Genomic DNA, 16,627 nt, shown 5'->3' with positions numbered 1-16,627 from the left:
GCCAGTGCCTTCTGGCAGGATATTCCCATGTTGCCTGACACCGCCGTGGAAGCGCTCGAGCCGGACGGACGCCCCGAGGTACTGGCGCTTCGCGCACTGAAGCTGGGCGACCTGCTGGTTGCGGTGCCTGCGCTGCGGGGATTGCGCCGCGCGTTCCCGGAGCACCGCATCCTGTATGCCGCCCAGTCCTGGCTGGAGCCGATTGTCCGGCTGACCGGAGCTGTGGACGCGCTGCTGCCCACCTCCGGGCTTGATGAGCCGCTGGCCCTGCGCCCGGGCAGGGTCGACGTCGCCGTGAACCTGCATGGGAACGGTCCGGAAAGCCGCGGCAGGCTTGAAGCGCTGGATGCTGCCCGTCGGATCGGGCACCGCGCTCCGGGCTGGTCCGGACCTGATTGGGAAGACGGAGTGCATGAAAGATACCGGTGGGCCCGTCTCGTCACGGAGCACGGCATCAAGGCGGATCCACTGGATTATCGCCTTTTACAGCCGCCGGTCGAGAGCCCGGTGGCGGGCGCCGTCGTGATTCATGTGGGCGCCGCCTACGGAAGCCGTCTCTGGCCGGTCAAGCGGTTCGCGGAGGTCGCCCGTGCCCTCTCGGCCGCGGGGCATCGGGTGCTGCTGACCGGCAGTGCGGGCGAACGGGCCCGTGCCGAAGCCGTCGCTCAGACTGCAGGGCTTCCCGGCGAGAATGTTGTGGCCGGACGGCTCGGGCTGCTCGAGTTCGCGGCCCTGGTTTCCTCCGCTGCGCTTGTTATCTCGGCCGATACGGGTGCCGCACACCTTGCCTCGGCATATGCCCGGCCGTCCGTGGTGCTGTTCGGGCCCGCTCCCGTATCCGAATGGGGGCCGCCTCCCGGGCCGCACCTTGTGCTCACGGACGAGTCCGTGCGCCGCGGTGAAACCTTCGCGAGCGACCCTGACCCGGCAATTCTTGCGGTGACACCTGAGGACGTACTGCGCGCGGCTGCGGAGCTGGGCATTCCCCGGTAGGACATTCAGGCGATGCGGGCCATCTTGTCCGTTGCGGCCATCCGAATCACACCCGCTGCTTCCGCGCCCCGAGCACCGCCCTCATCAAGAAGTCGTTTCTGCAGTTTCACCAGTGTTCGGGACAGCAGACGCGAGACCTGCATCTGGGTCATCCCCAGCCGACGGGCGATCCGGTCCTGGGACTCCTCGTGGAAGTACCGCCGGTACAGCAGTTCCTTCTCCGGCGTCGAGAGCTCACGGACAGCGGCACGCAGGGTAAGCACGTCATCGCTGCGGGCATACTGGTCATCGTCAGCGGGCAGGATCTCCGCCCATACCTGTCCCTCCGCAGAAGTGTCGAGCGATTCGGGGCGTTGGCTTCCGCGACAGCTCAAAGCTTCACCCACAATCGCCGGATCCTTCTCAAGATGCTCGGACAATTCCCTCAGGGACGGCTCGCGACCCAGGCGTTGCGCAAGCTCCGATTCCGCCTTCATGGCCGCTGACTTCAGGTCCTGGAGTTCGCGAGGCGGCCGGACCATCCAGCAGCAGTCCCGCAGATACCGCTTCACTTCGCCCCTGATTGTTGGAACGGCGTAGGCAGCGAAGTCGATACCGAGTCCCGGGTCGAAGCGTCTTGCCGCCTTCATCAGGCCCTCATAGGCAACCTGACGGACATCAGCAGCATCCTTGGCGAACGGGGAATATCCCCTCGCGATTCCCTCAGCGATATGGAGGTGTTCCAGCGCGATTTCTTCCTGCATTGCCGCCTGTAGCCTGCCCTGGCACCGCGATTTCGTTGGGACATCGCGGGTGTTGATACTCCGTGTACGGGCGGCAGCGCGCATACTTTCACCTCTTGAAGAAGACGTGGGGCGGTTCTCTTCAGAAGAACATAAGCATGCTGTTAGGGCAACGCGTTTATCGGATTGTTATCCAAGAAATCTTCTAATCGTTTCTCGGCTAAGGTATTGACTACTTCTCTTCGACACTCTAGGGGTGCCGCTCCGCAACGTACTTCTCAAGGTTCTCGAGGGTGCGCTCAATGGACGCTGGATGTTTCCTCGTGAACCCGAGGAGTTTCAGAACCGGCCTGCCGGGCACACCGCGCGCGTCCCATTCCTCTATGACAAGCGTGCCGCCGTCGTGCTCCCGCAGGGTGTAGCGCCAGATATGGCGGGCGAAGTGGCGCCACGCGATCCGCTTTCCCTCTTCGAATTCGACGACGGTGTTGAGTATCTTGTAGGGCGCCCCGATTCTCATGTCCATCCCGAAGCGGGCGCCGGCGGAGAGCCGCTGCGGCCCGTTTGGTTGCTCGCCCGTAACCGTGCCTGAACCGTCGATGACGCTGTGCAGTGCCGGCGTGGCGAGCACGTCGAAAATCGCGGAGGGAGGGGCGGGGATGAACCGCTCGCGGCGGATCAGGTACGGGTTAGCCATGCCATCATTGTCCCTGCTGCGACCGCCCCTGCTGCGCCGGCTCAGCGTTTCGTCTCGACTGACTCGGGAGGAATACCCGCCTCACGCTCTACCCGGGTGTCCCGTTCGATGACGGTGGACAGCGCCTTCTCATGGACGAACGCGAGCAGGATTGCTGCGATCACGCCAAGCGGAGCCATGTAGAGGAACAGCGGCGTGAGGGCGTCGTTGTAGGACTGGATGATGGGTGACTGCAGAGCTTCCGGCAACGCGCTGACCAGTTCCGGGGTGAGCGAATTCGCGCCTCCCTCAAGTGCCGACCCGCCCGCAGGCAGCCGCTCCCTCAGCAACTCCGCCACCCGCGCGGTGAAGAGGCTACCGACAACTGCCGATCCAAGAGTTGCACCGATCTGCCGGAAATAGTTGTTGGAGGCCGTCGCCGTGCCGACCACGCGGTTCGGGAAAGTGTTCTGGACGATCAGCACCAGGATCTGCATGCTCAGGCCCAGCCCGGCACCCATGATTGCGATGAAGACGCAGATCCGCCAGACCGGCGTCGTCGGTGAAATGGTTGAAAGCAGCAACAGCGCCACGGTGACGCCGACGGAGCCCACGATCGGCATCCACTTGTAGCGGCCGGTTCTGCTGACCAGAAACCCCGAGCCGGTGGAGGTCAGGATCAGCGCGCCCATCATGGGGATCATGAGCAGTCCGGCGTTGGTGGCGCTCGCACCCGTCACCATCTGCAGGTAAGTAGGCAGGTAGCCGATGGCACCGAACATGGTCACGCCGATCAGCAGTCCGCCCGCGGTGGTGAGGACAAAGTTGCGTTCACGGAACAGGTTCATCGGCAGGATCGGCTCCTTTGCGCGCCGCTCCACCGCGACGAACAGCACTGCCGTCACGACGGCGAGAACAATCAGCCCGAGGATCGGCGCCGACAGCCACGGATACTCCGTGCCGCCCCACGTACCGACCAGAACCAGTGACGTCGTCGCAATGGCAAGCAGCACCATGCCGGCGGCGTCGACGTGCGGGTGCGCCCGCTCACGCGCCGGAAGGTGGAGGAAGAAGAAGACCACGAGCACCGCCGCAAGACCCAGGGGCATGTTGATCCAGAACATCCAGCGCCAGCCTGGACCCTCCGTGAACCAGCCGCCCAGCAACGGGCCCGCCACCGAGGCGAAGGCAAACACGCCGCCCATGGCACCCATGTACTTGCCCCGCTCCCGGGCAGGAACGACGTCCGCAATGATGGCCTGGGAGAGAATCATCAGCCCGCCGCCACCCAGGCCCTGAACCGCGCGTCCGGCGATCAGCCACTCCATATTCGGTGCGAGGCCGCCGACAATCGATCCCGCCATGAAGATGGCGATCGCGAGCAGCAGTAGGTTTTTCCGGCCGAGCAGGTCTCCGAGCTTGCCGTAAATGGGCATCACGATAGTCGCTGCGAGGATGTACGCGGTAATGACCCAGAGCATCTGATCGACGCCGTTGAGTTCACCGACGATCGTGGGCAGTGCCGTGCTGAGAATCATTTGGTTCAGGGCGGCAAGGAGCATCGAAAGCATCAGGCCGACAAACAGGAGCAGCAAACCTGTTTCCTTGCGTGGGACGGTGCTGGTCATCGGATCTCCTCAAGGACCTCTCGAAGCAGCACGGTGGCGCCGTCGAGTGCGGAGAACTGGTTTTCAATCGTGGGCGTATCCGCTGACTGCTGGAACGCGTACCGGGTCGGCGCTCCGGCCACGAGGACGATCATGCGCGCAACATCTTCGGCGGAATGGCGGCTCAGCGCGGCCTGCCACCGTCCGGAGCCGGTCAGCGCGGCGGCCACCACCTCGCGCACCAGTTGCTCCACGCGAAGAAAATAGGCGTACCGGCGCTGGCGCAGGACCGGATACGCGGTGAGCACTTCGGTGCGCCGGCTGGCGTCCGGCTCCCCGCCCTCTGCGGAATGCACGACGGCGATCAACAGCCGCGATACCTGTTGGATGAGGTCGTGTTCCGGAGAGAACTGTTCAAGCAGTCCCTCATCGATGCTCGGTTCCTGCAGCCCGAGGATCGCGTCTTCCTTGGTGCTGAAGTAGTTGAAGAACGTTCGCGGGGAGACATTCGCCTCGGCGGCAATCCGCTCGACCGTGACAGCCTCCGGACCCTTCTCCAGCGTGAGGCGCGTGGCGGCGTCGTGCAGGGCTGCCCAGGTCTCGGTGCGCTTGCGTTCCCGTAGGGAAATTAGTTGACTCACCAAACTATTCTGCCAGTTTCACCGGACTTGCACAACTGCAATCTTGCAGGGGTGCAAGTCCGTTTCCAGGAGGCTCTTGACTGTGACCCGAACCACATCTACGCTGGTGCAACAGGGTTGCACTGAATGCAACCCAACATGACTCCCCGTACTGCTTTCCAACTCCCCACATTTCAAAGGAGAAATCATGACCCTGAGCCCGTCTGTCATCAATGTCGCGGACCTCGATCGCCTGAAGGTCCTGCACAATGGCACCAAGCAGGCCCTGACGTTCTCGGACGCCGAGTTCGAACGCCGCCTTGCCGGACTGCGCCGGATCATGGCGGCTAAGGAGCTCGACGCCGTCATCCTCACGAGCTATCACGGCATCAAGTACTACTCGGACTTCCTCTACACGACGTTCGGCCGTAATTACGCTCTGGTTGTCACCGCCGATGCCTCGGTCACGGTCACCGCCAATATCGACGCCGGTATGCCGTGGCGCACCAGCTATGGCGAGAACATCGTCTACACCGACTGGAAGCGCGACAACTTCTACTTCGGACTGCAGGAGGCACTTCGCCAGCGTGGCGTCACGGCCCGTCGACTCGGAGTCGAGGATGACGCCCTGCCGACGATGACCCGCGAACGCATCCAGGCGGCATTCGACGGTGCGGAACTGCTCGACGTGTCCCAGGACGCCATGCGCCAGCGCATGATCAAGTCCGCGGAAGAAATCGAGGTCATCAGGCACGGGGCCCGGATCGGCGATCTGGGCGGCGAGGCTATCAAGGCTGCCATCCGGGAGGGCATCTCCGAGTACGAGGTCGCGCTCATCGGTACCGAGGCCATGGTGCACGAAATCGCCCGCACCTTCCCCCACCGGGAGGTACGCGACACCTGGGTGTGGTTCCAGTCCGGCATCAACACGGACGGCGCCCACAACTGGGCCACCACGCGCGAGCTGCAGCGCGGTGACATCCTGTCGCTCAACTGCTTCCCGATGACCAGCGGCTACTACACCGCCCTGGAGCGCACACTATTCCTCGGCCAGCCGGACGAGCGCAGCCTGGAGCTGTGGAACATCAACGTCGAGGTGCACCGGCGGGGACTCGAACTCATCAAACCCGGCGCTGTCTGCAAGGACATTGCCGCCGAGCTGAATGAGATCTACATCGGGCATGGCCTGCTCGCCAACCGCACCTTCGGCTACGGCCACTCCTTCGGCGTCCTCTCCCACTACTACGGACGCGAGGCAGGCCTCGAACTGCGCGAAGACATCGATACCGTTCTCGAACCCGGCATGGTTGTGTCCATGGAGCCCATGATCACCGTGGCCGATGGTCAGCCCGGCGCCGGCGGCTACCGCGAGCACGACATCCTCGTTATCGGGGAAGACGGGGCCGAGAACATCACCGGCTTCCCCTTCGGGCCCGAGCACAACATCATCGAGGCCTAAGCAAGCAGGTACGACGGCGGCGCCCGCATCCGGCGCAAGCGCCGCCGTCGTTCTTTTCAGATTTTGCCCACTAGCAGGAGACCGCACATGGCGCGCACCACCGTGTATATGGAAGAACTCGACGCTTTCACCTACTCCGAGAAGATCAGCGCCGAGGACGGGATCATTCTCATCCCCGCCGGCGCGGTTGAACAGCATGGACCGCATATGCCGCTGAACGTGGACGTACTGTTGTCGCGGGCGATGGCGGGTGCGGTCGCCGAACAGATCGGTGCGCTCGTCGCAGCGCCCATCATGTACGGCTACAAGTCCCAGCAGCGCTCGGGCGGCGGGAACCATCTTCCAGGGACTACGAGCCTCGACGGCGCCACCGTTGCCGCCATCGCGAAGTCGCTCACCCTGGAACTGGCACGCCACGGAGCCCGCAAGATCGTGTTCGTCAACGGGCATTTTGAGAACTACCAGTTCCTGTATGAGGGAGTGGACCTGGCTGTCCGCGAACTGCAGCTCGCCGGCATGGATGACCGCCGCGTCATGCTGCTGTCGTACTGGGACTTCGTCGACGAGGAAACGATCGGCGAGCTGTATCCGGAAGGGTTCAGCGGATGGGATGTAGAGCACGGCGGTGTGCTTGAAACATCCCTGATGTTGCACCTTTACCCGGAACGGGTCGATATGGGCAGGGTCGAGGATTTCCCTCCAGCCGTCCTGCCGAACTATGACCTCCTTCCGGTACGTCCAGAGCTCACTCCCGGCTCCGGATGCCTATCTTCTGCCGCCAATGCCTCAGCGGAAAAGGGAGAAATCCTACTAAAAAGGGCGTCGAGCAGCATGGCCGGCGCTATTACCCATGAGTTCAGGAGCGATCAAAGATGATCTGGAACAGGCAAGCGGCGGTCACCACGGCGCCGAACGAGGGCGTCCAAACCGATACCGAAGAGGAGGTGGAGACCCCCGCCCAGAAGAAGCGAAGGGCGGTGGATGACACTGTCATCAAATGGCTGGCAGCGGTTCTCGTGGTCGCTATCCTCGTTGGAACCATCGCCGCCCCCGACGCCGCGGCGGGAGCCATCGGCACCGCCCGGACCTTCGTCACTGAATACTTCACCTGGTTCTTCGTGCTCTTCTCGGTCCTTGCGCTCGGGATCTGTGCCTGGCTTGCCTTCGGTCGTTTCGGACATATCCGTCTGGGCGGCGCAGGCGCCAAGCCGGATTACAGCAAGTTCGCCTGGTACTCAATGCTTTTCGCCTGCGGACAGGGCATCGGGCTGATTTTCTGGTCCGTTGCTGAGCCGATCATGCTCAAGGAGGAGAGCCCGCTGTTCAGCGGGAGCGACGCCGTTGTCGCGCAGGACGGCGCCATGGCGTGGTCCTACTTCCACTGGGGGCTCACCGCATGGGCGATGTACTGCATCGTCGCAATCTGCCTGGCCTACTCACACTTCAACCTCGGCAAGAAACTCACCTTCCGCGACACCGTCGTCGACTTCTTCCCCGTGAAGTCGCGCAGGAGCATCGGGGTGGCCGTCGAGGTGCTCGCTATCCTGGCCTGCGTGCTCGGCCTGGCCACCTCGTTCGGATTCGCCACGCTCCAGTTCACTTTCGGCCTGACGTCCTTCACGAACATAAGCGGTGGCATGCCGGTCTGGATCGCGGTTGTCGCTGTCTTCGCCGTTCTCACGGCGATTTCGGTGTACTTCGGCATCAGCAAGGGCATGAAGCGCATCAGCGAGGTGAACTCGGTCCTGAGCATCGTGCTGGTCGGTTCGGTCCTGCTCTTCGGTCCTGCTGTCTACCTGCTGTCCTCCGTGCTGCAGACCTTCGGCGTGTACTTCCAGAATTTCGTCGCCATGAGCTTCTGGGCGGAGTCCGATGTCGCAAGTGCGGGCATCGGCAGCTGGCAGGACAGCTGGAATGGGTGGTGGACCGTATTCATCTGGTGCTGGGTGATCGCGTTCTCCGCCTTCGTTGGCCCGTTCATTGCCCGGATCTCCAAGGGCAGGACCATCCGGGAGTTCGTCATTGGTGTCACCGTCATCCCCTCCGTCATCGTGATGGTGTGGATCGGCGTGCTGGGTGGTGCAGCCCACTTTTACGACAACGCCAACAACGGTGCCATCTCGGGTCAGATCGCGGAAAGCACCGAAAGCGGCCTGTTCGCGATGCTCGATTTTGTGCCGGTTGTCGGAACGATCCTGATGGTCGTCTCCACAATTTTGGTGGCCACCTACTACATCACGTCACTGGACTCCGGAGTGCACGCCCTCTCAGGGTTCGTTGCTTCCTCAAAGAGCCCCAGCAAGTGGTTCCGGGTGCTGCTCGTGGCAGCTATTGCATCGGTCACCGTAGCCCTGCTGGTCCTCGGCGGAGTTTCGGTCATCGGGACGGTGCAGACCGGCACCATTATCGGCGCCTTCCCGCTGGCCTTCATCCTGATCATCATGGTCATCAACTTCATCAAGCGGCTTCGCCGCACTGAAACCATGACGGTTCCACCTTCTCTGGCGAAGTCCCGGCAGGAAGAAGCTAAAGCGCCTGCACTCGTAGCCTCTGACAGCAGTTCACATCTGAACTAGATGCGTCACTGTCCCTGTGGCCGACGGCGTCACCCAGATGGGTGACGCCATTGGCATTTCCGTCGAAGAAGTAACTGATAGGGGATGATGAAAGACATCATGACAGCACAACCAGAAACCAGGGACAGCAAGGGCGCCTCCGTCATTTCCAACGTGATCGACGTGCTGCGGTGCTTCAGCATAGAAGAGCCGCTACAGGGCGTAACTGAGATTGCGGTGCAGGTAGGCCTGCACAAAAGCACGGTTTCGCGAATTTTGGCGACCCTGGAGAACGAAAATATCGTCGAACGTGACCCGCTCTCGCGCCGCTTCCGGCTCGGACTGGGAATCATCACGCTCGCCGGTCCCCTTCTGGCGGATCTGGACGTCCGGAAAGTCGCCCACCCTGTCCTGAGCGAGTTGACCGGAGAAACCGGTGAAACATCAGCGCTGGTGTTATGGAACGGAACTGAGTCGATCACGGTGGAGCAGGTTGTCAGCAAAAACAACGTCAAGCACACCTCGCCGCTCGGCACCAGTTATGGCACCGCATACAGCGCCAGTGTCCAGGTATTCCTTGCGCTTGAGGAGGAGGACCGCGTTCGGCAGTTGCTGCTCAGCCAGACGGTTGTCCACCCCTCCCCGGACAAAGCCAGCCTCGACGCGTACCTCGCGCGGTTGCGGGACGTGCACCGTCAAGGCTATGCGGTGAACTACGGCGAAACCTCCGCCGAGGAGGTCGGGATCGCCGTCCCGGTTCACGACCACCGGGGAAACGTAGCGGCTGCAGTCCTGATTTCGGCGCCCCGCTTCCGGGTGGACCGGGATCAGCTCGGCGCTCTGGTGTCCGCTTGCGTACTGGCGGCAAAAGACGTGACGCGGAGACTCGGAGGCCGGGCCTCCCAGTGAGCCGGTGTGCCCGCTGCCCGGCGGTGAGCACGGGCATAGCGCTGCAACGCATCACTTGCCCGCAAGCCGCAGACAGCGTCCGGTCGGAAGCGGATACTAGGGGTATCCGCACACGTGAGGAGACTGGCAAATGAAGGCATCAATCGGCGACCGCATCCTTGTCCACGGCGTCCACGTAGATGACGCCGAACGGGAGGGTGAGGTACTGGAGACCCGTGGTGAGGGCGGAGCCCCGCCGTACCTGGTCCGTTGGTCGAACGGATCCCAGGGACTGGTCTTTCCCGGTCCCGGCACGGAGATTCGCTCCACCGATACATAACCGGTCCCGGCTGCCTTCGCGTTGGAGCGAGGATGAAGTAGGCGGGGCAGAGACCCAGACAACGACGGCGGCCGTCACCTTTCCAGGGAAAGGTGACGGCCGCCGTCGTGAAGGTTCTTTACGGGTCAAGCCCTTAGAGCGTCTCGTAAACCTCGCGCAGCAGGCGAGCGGTCTCGGACGGGGTCTTCCCCACCTTGACGCCGGCGGCCTCGAGGGCCTCCTTCTTCGCCTGGGCAGTGCCGGCGGAACCGGACACAATTGCACCTGCGTGGCCCATTGTCTTGCCCTCGGGTGCAGTGAAGCCTGCAACGTAGCCGACAACCGGCTTGGTTACGTTCGCCTTGATGAATTCGGCCGCGCGCTCTTCGGCGTCGCCGCCGATTTCGCCGATCATCACGATCGCCTTGGTCTCCGGATCCGCTTCGAACGCCTCGAGTGCGTCGATGTGGGTGGTTCCGATCACCGGGTCACCGCCGATGCCGATCGCCGTGGAGAAACCGAGATCGCGCAGTTCGTACATCATCTGGTAGGTCAGGGTGCCGGACTTGGAAACCAGGCCCACCCCGCCCTTGCCAGTGATGTTTGCCGGAGTGATACCGACCAGCGATTCGCCGGGGGTGATGATGCCGGGGCAGTTGGGCCCGATCAGGCGGGTAACCTGCTTGCCGTCGGCGTCCACGCGGGACTTCGCCAGCGCCCAGAATTCCGCGGAGTCCTGTACTGGTACGCCCTCGGTGATGATGACGACGAGGCCGATTCCGGCGTCGATCGCCTCAACAACGGCGTCCTTGGTGAACGCCGGCGGGACGAAAACGATGGAAACGTCAGCGCCGGTTTCGGCGATCGCTTCCTTCACGGTGCCGAAAACGGGCAGCTCCACGTCACCGTGGGTGACGGTGGTGCCGGCCTTGCGGGCGTTGACGCCACCGACAACCTGGGTGCCGGCCTTCAGCATCAGTGCGGTGTGCTTGGTGCCCTCGCCGCCGGTGATGCCCTGGACAATCACCTTGGAGTCTTTGTTCAGAAAGATAGACATGTCTGTTCCTTAGTCCTGTGGTCGCGACCGGTCAGCGAGCGGCGTAGGCCAGCTCGGCAGCCTTGTCGGCGCCTTCGTCCATGGTGTCGGCGATGGTGACCATCGGATGGTTGGCATCAGCGAGGATGCGGCGGCCCTCCTCGACGTTGTTGCCGTCGAGACGGACCACAAGAGGCTTATTCTCCTTGTCGCCAAGGATCTCCAAAGCCTTCACAATGCCGTTGGCTACCGCGTCACATGCGGTGATGCCGCCGAAGACGTTCACGAAGACGCTCTTGACCTGGCTGTCGTTCAGGATCACGTCGAGGCCCGCAGCCATGACCTCGGCAGAAGCGCCGCCGCCGATGTCGAGGAAGTTGGCGGGCTTCACGTTGCCGTGCGCCTCACCTGCGTAGGCGACGACGTCGAGGGTGGACATCACGAGCCCGGCACCGTTACCGATGATGCCTACTTCGCCGTCGAGCTTGACGTAGTTGAGGTCGTTTTCCTTGGCCTTGGCCTCCAGAGGATCGGTTTCGTCCTTATCCTCGAGGTCAGCGTGGCCCTTCTGGCGGAAGCCAGCGTTCTCGTCGATCGTGACCTTGCCGTCGAGAGCGAGGATCTCGCCCGAACCGGTCTTGACCAGCGGGTTCACCTCAACCAGGGTGGCGTCTTCCTTCGTGAACACATCCCACAGCTTCAGGATGGTGTTGGCGACACCTTCGCGGAGTTCCGGAGCAAACCCGGCGGCATCGATGATCTCGTCAGCCTTGGCGCGGTCAATACCAACCGCGGGATCAACCGCGATCCGTGCCAGCGCTTCGGGGCGCTCGACCGCGAGCTGTTCGATCTCCACGCCGCCCTCAACGGAGCACATGGCAAGGTAGTTGCGGTTGGACCGGTCCAGCAGCACCGAGAAGTAGTACTCCTCAGCGATGTCTGCGCCCTGCGCAATCATCACCTTGTGGACTGTGTGGCCCTTGATATCCATGCCGAGGATCGCGGATGCGTGCTCGTAAGCCTCATCCGGGGTCTTGGCTACCTTTACGCCGCCAGCCTTGCCGCGGCCGCCAACCTTGACCTGCGCCTTGACGACGACAACGCCGCCAATCTTCTCGGCTGCTGCTTTTGCTTCTTCCGGGGTCTGCGCCACGATGCCGGCAAGCACGGGAACGCCGTGAGCCTCAAATAGATCGCGCGCCTGATATTCAAACAGGTCCACTTATCTAGTGTCCTTCTACGTCGAAGTAGGTTTACACAGGGAACTCTAGCCCCTTGGCTCGGAACGCCTTTCACAGACTACCGGTTTCGTGAGTAAGCACACAGTTCTATGAGTTGTAGAAAAGTAACCCTTTCGGTTACCGTTCCGCGCCGCTAATAACGGCGCAGGGCGGCCAGCCCTGCCGTACGCACACCCCACACCCACGACGGCGGCGCTCATCCAGGCACGCCGCAACGCTCCACCGGTGCTGGCTGCACCCCCTGCTACCCGACTTTGGTCAGCGGAGCGTAACGGAGCAGGAGCCGCTTTTCCCCGATGTCGAACCGCACTTTGGCGACCATCTTGTCCCCGCCGCCTTCGACCGCAAGAACCGTGCCGTTGCCGAACGTGGTGTGGTTGACCTTGTCTCCCGCAGCGACAGCGACGACTTCTTTCTGGGGCTGCACCCTACCTGCGGCTTTCCCCGGAAGCCCGCGTCCTGACTCGTTGCCGGAGGCCGCGCCGGCGCCCCAGTAGGAGCCGCTGAACCGGGGCCCGCTGATGCTTTGGGTGCTGGTCCAGGCCGGTTTCGCGGCGCCCTCCCGTTTCCAGTGGATCAGGTCTTCAGGGACCTCTCCGACAAATTGGCTGGCCGGGTTGTACTGGCTCTGTCCCCAGAGGCTCCGGACCTCGGAGCGCGTGATGTACAGCCGCTTCCGGGCACGGGTCAGCCCGACGTAGGCCAACCGGCGCTCCTCCGCGAGTTCCTTGGGGTCTGTAGCGGAGCGCTGGTGCGGGAAGATCCCCTGTTCCATGCCGGTCAGGAAGACCACCGGGAACTCGAGGCCCTTGGCGGTGTGCAGGGTCATGAGGGTTACGACGCCCTGCTTCCGCGCTTCCTCCACGGCCTTCTCCACGTCCTCGCCCGCACCGGCCGGGGCGTCCGGGATCTGGTCAGCGTCAGCCACCAGGGACACCTGTTCCAGGAAGTCGCCCAGGGTCCCTTCGGGGTTGTCGATCTCATATTCACGAACCACCGCAACGAGCTCCGCAAGGTTCTCCACGCGCGACTCATCCTGCGGGTCGGTGCTGGTCCGCAGCTGCGCGAGGTATCCCGTCTGCTCGAGGACCGCCTCCAGCGCCGCGGACGCGCCGGACCCTGCTGACACCTCCGCGAGATCATCGATGAGCTTCACGAACGAGGCAACCGCATTGACGGAGCGCGTCGCCATGCCGGGTGCTTCGTCGGCCCGGCGAAGTGCCTCCATGAAACTCACGCGATCGCGTTCGGCGAGCGCCGCAATGGCGTACTCCGCGCGGTCACCGATTCCCCGCTTTGGTTCGTTGAGGATACGGCGGAGGTTGACGACGTCGTCCTGGTTTACCAGCACACGCAGGTACGCAAGCGCGTCCTTGATCTCTTTGCGCTCATAGAAGCGTGTACCGCCGACCACCTTGTACGGCAGACCGACGCGCATCAGTATTTCCTCTATGGAGCGCGATTGGGCGTTGGTTCGGTAGAACACGGCGACGTCTCCGGGCCGCAGGTTCTCCTCGTCCTGGAGCCGGTCGATCTCGTCCGCGATGAACCGTGCTTCTTCATGTTCATTTTCGCCGACGTAGCCAATGATCTTCTCGCCGTTGCCCTCAGCCGTCCACAACCGTTTCTCCGGTCGGTTGGGGTTGCGGGAGATGACTGCATTGGCCGCGTTGAGGATGTTCTGGGTGGAGCGGTAGTTCTGCTCCAGCAGGATGGTGCGTGCGTTGGGGTAGTCCTTCTCGAACTCCACGATGTTCCGCACGTCCGCACCGCGGAATGCGTAGATGGACTGATCTGAATCACCCACGACCGTCAGCTCTGCGGGCTCCTCCACGGTTTCTCCCGCGACGCCCACGATCTCCCGGACCAGCGCGTACTGGGCATGGTTGGTGTCCTGGTACTCGTCCACGAGGACGTGGCGGAAGCGCCGCCGATAGTAGTCGGCCACGCCGGGGAAGGCACGGAACATGAAGACGGTCTGTGCGATCAGGTCATCGAAGTCCATAGCGTTGGCCTGGCGAAGACGCTGTGCGTACCCCTTGTAGACCTCTGCGACCGCCTGCTCGAAAGGATCGGAGTAGTTGGCTGTGGAAGCATACTCTTCCTCGTCAACCAGCTCGTTTTTCAGCGCCGAGATCTTGTGCTGGATGGCCTTGGGTGCGAAGCGCTTGGGGTCCAGGTCCAGCCCCTTGGCCACCAGCGTGATGAGCCGAAGAGTGTCCGCGGAATCGTAGATGGAGAAATTGGAGTTCAAACCGATGGACGTTGCCTCACGGCGCAGAATGCGTACGCACGAGGAGTGGAACGTGGAGATCCACATGCGCTTCGCGACATCGCCCACCAACCCCTCGATCCGCTCGCGCATTTCCGCAGCAGCCTTGTTGGTGAAGGTGATCGCGAGAATCTGACCGGGATGTGACCGGCCGGTGGCCATCAGATACGCGATTCGGTGGCTGAGTACGCGCGTCTTTCCCGAGCCCGCTCCGGCCACAATCAGCAGGGGCGAGCCACTGTGCTTGACCGCTTCCTCCTGCTGCGGATTCAACCCCTCGAGCAGCTCAAGGGCGCGGCCTTCATCGACATGGCCGCCACGGCGTGGATGCTCCGTGGCGTCAGGAGAGGACGACGACGGCGCGCCGCGCCTGCCTGCGGAAGGGGTGCTGAGGTGCGGATCGAAAAGCAAGTCCATGGTGCTTTAAGTCTAGGTGCTGGCACGGACAGAACATGTCCGCCGTCGTCGTGCTGGTCTTTTTCCTCCGCCGGCCGGGGGCTGGGACGGGCGTGCGGAGGGGGGTGGACATGGCAGTGCCCGCCGGATCAAAGGATCCGGCGGGCACCGGTGGGGATGAGGAGCCGCTTACTTCGCGGTGGATCTCCGGTCCTCGGGCTCAATGCCCAGGTCCAGGAGCTTCCCGCTCTTGCGGTCAGCCAGGTAGTCCTTCATCTCCCGCTTGATCACAGGCAGGAGCATGTACACACCGAGCAGGTTCACGAAGGCGCAGACGAACAGCGCGGAGTCCGCGAAGCTGAGCACCTGCCCGAAGGTCAGCACGGTTCCGGTAACGGTGAAGAACAGGAAGATGACCTTGTAGAGAACCTCAGAAGCCTTGCCGCGACCGAAGAGGTACTCCCAGGCCTTCAGACCGTAGTAGGACCACGTGATCAAGGTCGAGAACGCGAAGAGCGCTACGGCTATGGCAAGTACGATCGGGAACCAGTCGATGACAGTCGCGAAGGCATCCGAGGTCAGGATGACGCCATCCGGGGCGCCTTCGCCCGCCTGTACCTGGTCAATCCCGGCCTGCAGGCTGGGAGCGTTCGCGATGACGATGGTCAGTGCGGTCATGGTGCAGATAATGACGGTGTCCACGAGTGGCTCGAACATCGCCACGAAACCCTCACTCACGGGACGGCGGGTCTTCACCGCGGAGTGAGCGATTGCAGCGGAGCCGAGGCCGGCCTCGTTTGAGAACGCAGCGCGCTGGAAACCGACGACCATGACACCGACGATGCCGCCCGCCATTCCCGCGGGTGCGAAGGCGCCTGCGATGATCGCTCCGAACGCCGCCGGGACCTGATCGATATTCACGATGATGACGAAAAGGCAGGCCGTGACGTAGACGATACCCATGGCCGGAACAAGCTTGCTGGTGGTGGCACCGATGGACTTGATGCCGCCCAGGATCACCAGGCCAACAAGGCCGGCAAGGACGAGACCGAAGATCAGGGCTGCACCTGCGCTTCCGAGGAAGCCATCCTCACCGCCGGTCACCTCCTGCACCTGCGCGAAGGTCTGGTTGGCCTGGAACATGTTGCCGCCGGCTACACCGAAGAACAGGATGGCGACGGCGAAGATTCCGGTCAGGATCTTTGCGGGCCACTTACCGAACTTCGTGAAGGCCACCGGCAGGTACTTGAACGGGCCACCGGATACGGTGCCGTCCTCGTGGACCTCGCGGTACTTGACGCCCAAGGTGCATTCCGCGAACTTGGTGCACATTCCGAGAAGTCCCGCGAGGATCATCCAGAAGGTTGCACCGGGTCCGCCCAGCGCCATTGCTGCGCCGACACCGGCGATATTTCCCAGCCCGACCGTGCCGGACAGCGCCGAGGTCAAAGCTTGGAAGTGCGGGACCTCCCCCGGATCATCCTTGGACGAGTACCGCCCGCGGACAACTTCGTAGGAAACCTTCAGTCCACGAAACTGGATGAAGCCGAAGTAGATGGTGAAGATGACGGCCGCGGCGATCAGCCACGCGACCACCACTGGGAAACTTACTTCGCCGATTGTGATCGGGACGAAGACGACGGCGGCGAACCAGGTAGCGATCGGTTCGAAGACCGCATCGATAGAGTCTTCGATGGCTGCGAGCCATCCCACCTCATCGGCCACGGAAGTCATGGGTAGTATTTGGTTGATTGCCATCCGTTAAAGAAACCCGGTTCGTGCTGTGATTGCAATCACAGCACACGGTGTGCGCTCATCGATATCAAATTGATACCAAATCCTG

General features: G+C 62.8%; 14 protein-coding genes. 6 read left to right on the top strand and 8 right to left on the bottom strand.

Annotated features, from left to right (window positions below; all coding sequences use genetic code 11):
* The first annotated feature begins 27 nt into the window (after window positions 1-27).
* On the top strand, window positions 28-993 hold the full coding sequence (locus tag AC4D1W_RS00405; RefSeq protein WP_490897378.1) for a glycosyltransferase family 9 protein: 966 nt from the start codon (window positions 28-30) through the stop codon (window positions 991-993).
* A 5-nt stretch (window positions 994-998) separates the two neighbouring features.
* Here the strand turns inward: AC4D1W_RS00405 and AC4D1W_RS00400 are convergent, their stop codons facing one another.
* From AC4D1W_RS00400 to AC4D1W_RS00385, 4 genes are all read right to left on the bottom strand, one after another.
* Window positions 999-1,736: a sigma-70 family RNA polymerase sigma factor gene (locus AC4D1W_RS00400; RefSeq protein ID WP_490897377.1), complete on the bottom strand. Its 738-nt coding sequence runs from the start codon at window positions 1,734-1,736 to the stop codon at window positions 999-1,001.
* Window positions 1,737-1,965: 229 nt separating this feature from the next.
* Window positions 1,966-2,412, bottom strand: a complete 447-nt coding sequence (locus AC4D1W_RS00395) for an SRPBCC family protein (protein ID WP_490897376.1) — start codon at window positions 2,410-2,412, stop codon at window positions 1,966-1,968.
* Between the two features lie 41 nt (window positions 2,413-2,453).
* Window positions 2,454-4,019: an MDR family MFS transporter gene (locus AC4D1W_RS00390; RefSeq protein ID WP_490897375.1), complete on the bottom strand. Its 1,566-nt coding sequence runs from the start codon at window positions 4,017-4,019 to the stop codon at window positions 2,454-2,456.
* Window positions 4,016-4,639, bottom strand: coding sequence for a TetR/AcrR family transcriptional regulator (locus AC4D1W_RS00385; protein ID WP_490897374.1), 624 nt, complete (start codon window positions 4,637-4,639; stop codon window positions 4,016-4,018). The genes AC4D1W_RS00390 and AC4D1W_RS00385 overlap by 4 nt, the downstream gene beginning before the upstream one ends.
* Window positions 4,640-4,826: 187 nt before the next feature.
* On the opposite strand from AC4D1W_RS00385, the gene AC4D1W_RS00380 reads away from it, so the two are divergent.
* From AC4D1W_RS00380 to AC4D1W_RS00360, 5 genes are all read left to right on the top strand, one after another.
* Window positions 4,827-6,077, top strand: a complete 1,251-nt coding sequence (locus AC4D1W_RS00380; RefSeq protein ID WP_490892139.1) for a M24 family metallopeptidase — start codon at window positions 4,827-4,829, stop codon at window positions 6,075-6,077.
* 87 nt (window positions 6,078-6,164) lie between these two features.
* The gene (locus tag AC4D1W_RS00375; protein ID WP_490897373.1) at window positions 6,165-6,953 is read left to right on the top strand and encodes a creatininase; all 789 of its coding nucleotides are present in this window, start codon (window positions 6,165-6,167) and stop codon (window positions 6,951-6,953) included.
* The gene (locus AC4D1W_RS00370; protein WP_490897372.1) at window positions 6,950-8,653 is read left to right on the top strand and encodes a BCCT family transporter; all 1,704 of its coding nucleotides are present in this window, start codon (window positions 6,950-6,952) and stop codon (window positions 8,651-8,653) included. Before AC4D1W_RS00375 ends, AC4D1W_RS00370 begins: the two co-directional genes overlap by 4 nt.
* A 99-nt stretch (window positions 8,654-8,752) precedes the next feature.
* The gene (locus AC4D1W_RS00365; RefSeq protein WP_490897371.1) at window positions 8,753-9,541 is read left to right on the top strand and encodes an IclR family transcriptional regulator; all 789 of its coding nucleotides are present in this window, start codon (window positions 8,753-8,755) and stop codon (window positions 9,539-9,541) included.
* A 130-nt stretch (window positions 9,542-9,671) separates the two neighbouring features.
* A complete protein-coding gene (locus tag AC4D1W_RS00360; protein WP_490892135.1) occupies window positions 9,672-9,860 on the top strand; it encodes a DUF1918 domain-containing protein in 189 nt (62 codons plus the stop codon).
* 133 nt (window positions 9,861-9,993) lie between these two features.
* Here the strand turns inward: AC4D1W_RS00360 and sucD are convergent, their stop codons facing one another.
* From sucD to AC4D1W_RS00340, 4 genes are all read right to left on the bottom strand, one after another.
* Complete coding sequence (sucD, locus tag AC4D1W_RS00355) at window positions 9,994-10,896, bottom strand: succinate--CoA ligase subunit alpha (protein ID WP_490892134.1); 903 nt, start codon at window positions 10,894-10,896, stop codon at window positions 9,994-9,996.
* Window positions 10,897-10,927: 31 nt separating this feature from the next.
* A complete protein-coding gene (gene sucC / locus AC4D1W_RS00350) occupies window positions 10,928-12,097 on the bottom strand; it encodes an ADP-forming succinate--CoA ligase subunit beta (RefSeq protein WP_490892133.1) in 1,170 nt (389 codons plus the stop codon).
* A 263-nt stretch (window positions 12,098-12,360) separates the two neighbouring features.
* Window positions 12,361-14,805 carry a DNA helicase PcrA gene (gene pcrA / locus AC4D1W_RS00345; protein ID WP_490897370.1) on the bottom strand — a complete coding sequence of 815 codons (2,445 nt, stop codon included), beginning with the start codon at window positions 14,803-14,805 and terminating at the stop codon, window positions 12,361-12,363.
* A 168-nt stretch (window positions 14,806-14,973) separates the two neighbouring features.
* Window positions 14,974-16,518: an alanine/glycine:cation symporter family protein gene (locus AC4D1W_RS00340; protein ID WP_490892131.1), complete on the bottom strand. Its 1,545-nt coding sequence runs from the start codon at window positions 16,516-16,518 to the stop codon at window positions 14,974-14,976.
* Window positions 16,519-16,627 lie beyond the last annotated feature (109 nt).

The sequence above is a fragment of the Arthrobacter sp. TJ-170 genome (assembly GCF_058269305.1).
This window is presented reverse-complemented; position numbering and strand designations above follow the sequence as displayed.

What these genes read in the sequence shown, in the direction of transcription:
- AC4D1W_RS00405 (WP_490897378.1), top strand. Translation starts at nt 28, where the DNA reads ATGTTGCCTGACACCGCCGTGGAAGCGCTCGAGCCGGACGGACGCCCC.
- AC4D1W_RS00400 (WP_490897377.1), bottom strand. Translation starts at nt 1,736, where the DNA reads ATGCAGGAAGAAATCGCGCTGGAACACCTCCATATCGCTGAGGGAATC.
- AC4D1W_RS00395 (WP_490897376.1), bottom strand. Translation starts at nt 2,412, where the DNA reads ATGGCTAACCCGTACCTGATCCGCCGCGAGCGGTTCATCCCCGCCCCT.
- AC4D1W_RS00390 (WP_490897375.1), bottom strand. Translation starts at nt 4,019, where the DNA reads ATGACCAGCACCGTCCCACGCAAGGAAACAGGTTTGCTGCTCCTGTTT.
- AC4D1W_RS00380 (WP_490892139.1), top strand. Translation starts at nt 4,827, where the DNA reads ATGACCCTGAGCCCGTCTGTCATCAATGTCGCGGACCTCGATCGCCTG.
- AC4D1W_RS00375 (WP_490897373.1), top strand. Translation starts at nt 6,165, where the DNA reads ATGGCGCGCACCACCGTGTATATGGAAGAACTCGACGCTTTCACCTAC.
- AC4D1W_RS00370 (WP_490897372.1), top strand. Translation starts at nt 6,950, where the DNA reads ATGATCTGGAACAGGCAAGCGGCGGTCACCACGGCGCCGAACGAGGGC.
- AC4D1W_RS00365 (WP_490897371.1), top strand. Translation starts at nt 8,753, where the DNA reads ATGACAGCACAACCAGAAACCAGGGACAGCAAGGGCGCCTCCGTCATT.
- AC4D1W_RS00360 (WP_490892135.1), top strand. Translation starts at nt 9,672, where the DNA reads ATGAAGGCATCAATCGGCGACCGCATCCTTGTCCACGGCGTCCACGTA.
- sucD (WP_490892134.1), bottom strand. Translation starts at nt 10,896, where the DNA reads ATGTCTATCTTTCTGAACAAAGACTCCAAGGTGATTGTCCAGGGCATC.
- pcrA (WP_490897370.1), bottom strand. Translation starts at nt 14,805, where the DNA reads ATGGACTTGCTTTTCGATCCGCACCTCAGCACCCCTTCCGCAGGCAGG.
- AC4D1W_RS00340 (WP_490892131.1), bottom strand. Translation starts at nt 16,518, where the DNA reads ATGACTTCCGTGGCCGATGAGGTGGGATGGCTCGCAGCCATCGAAGAC.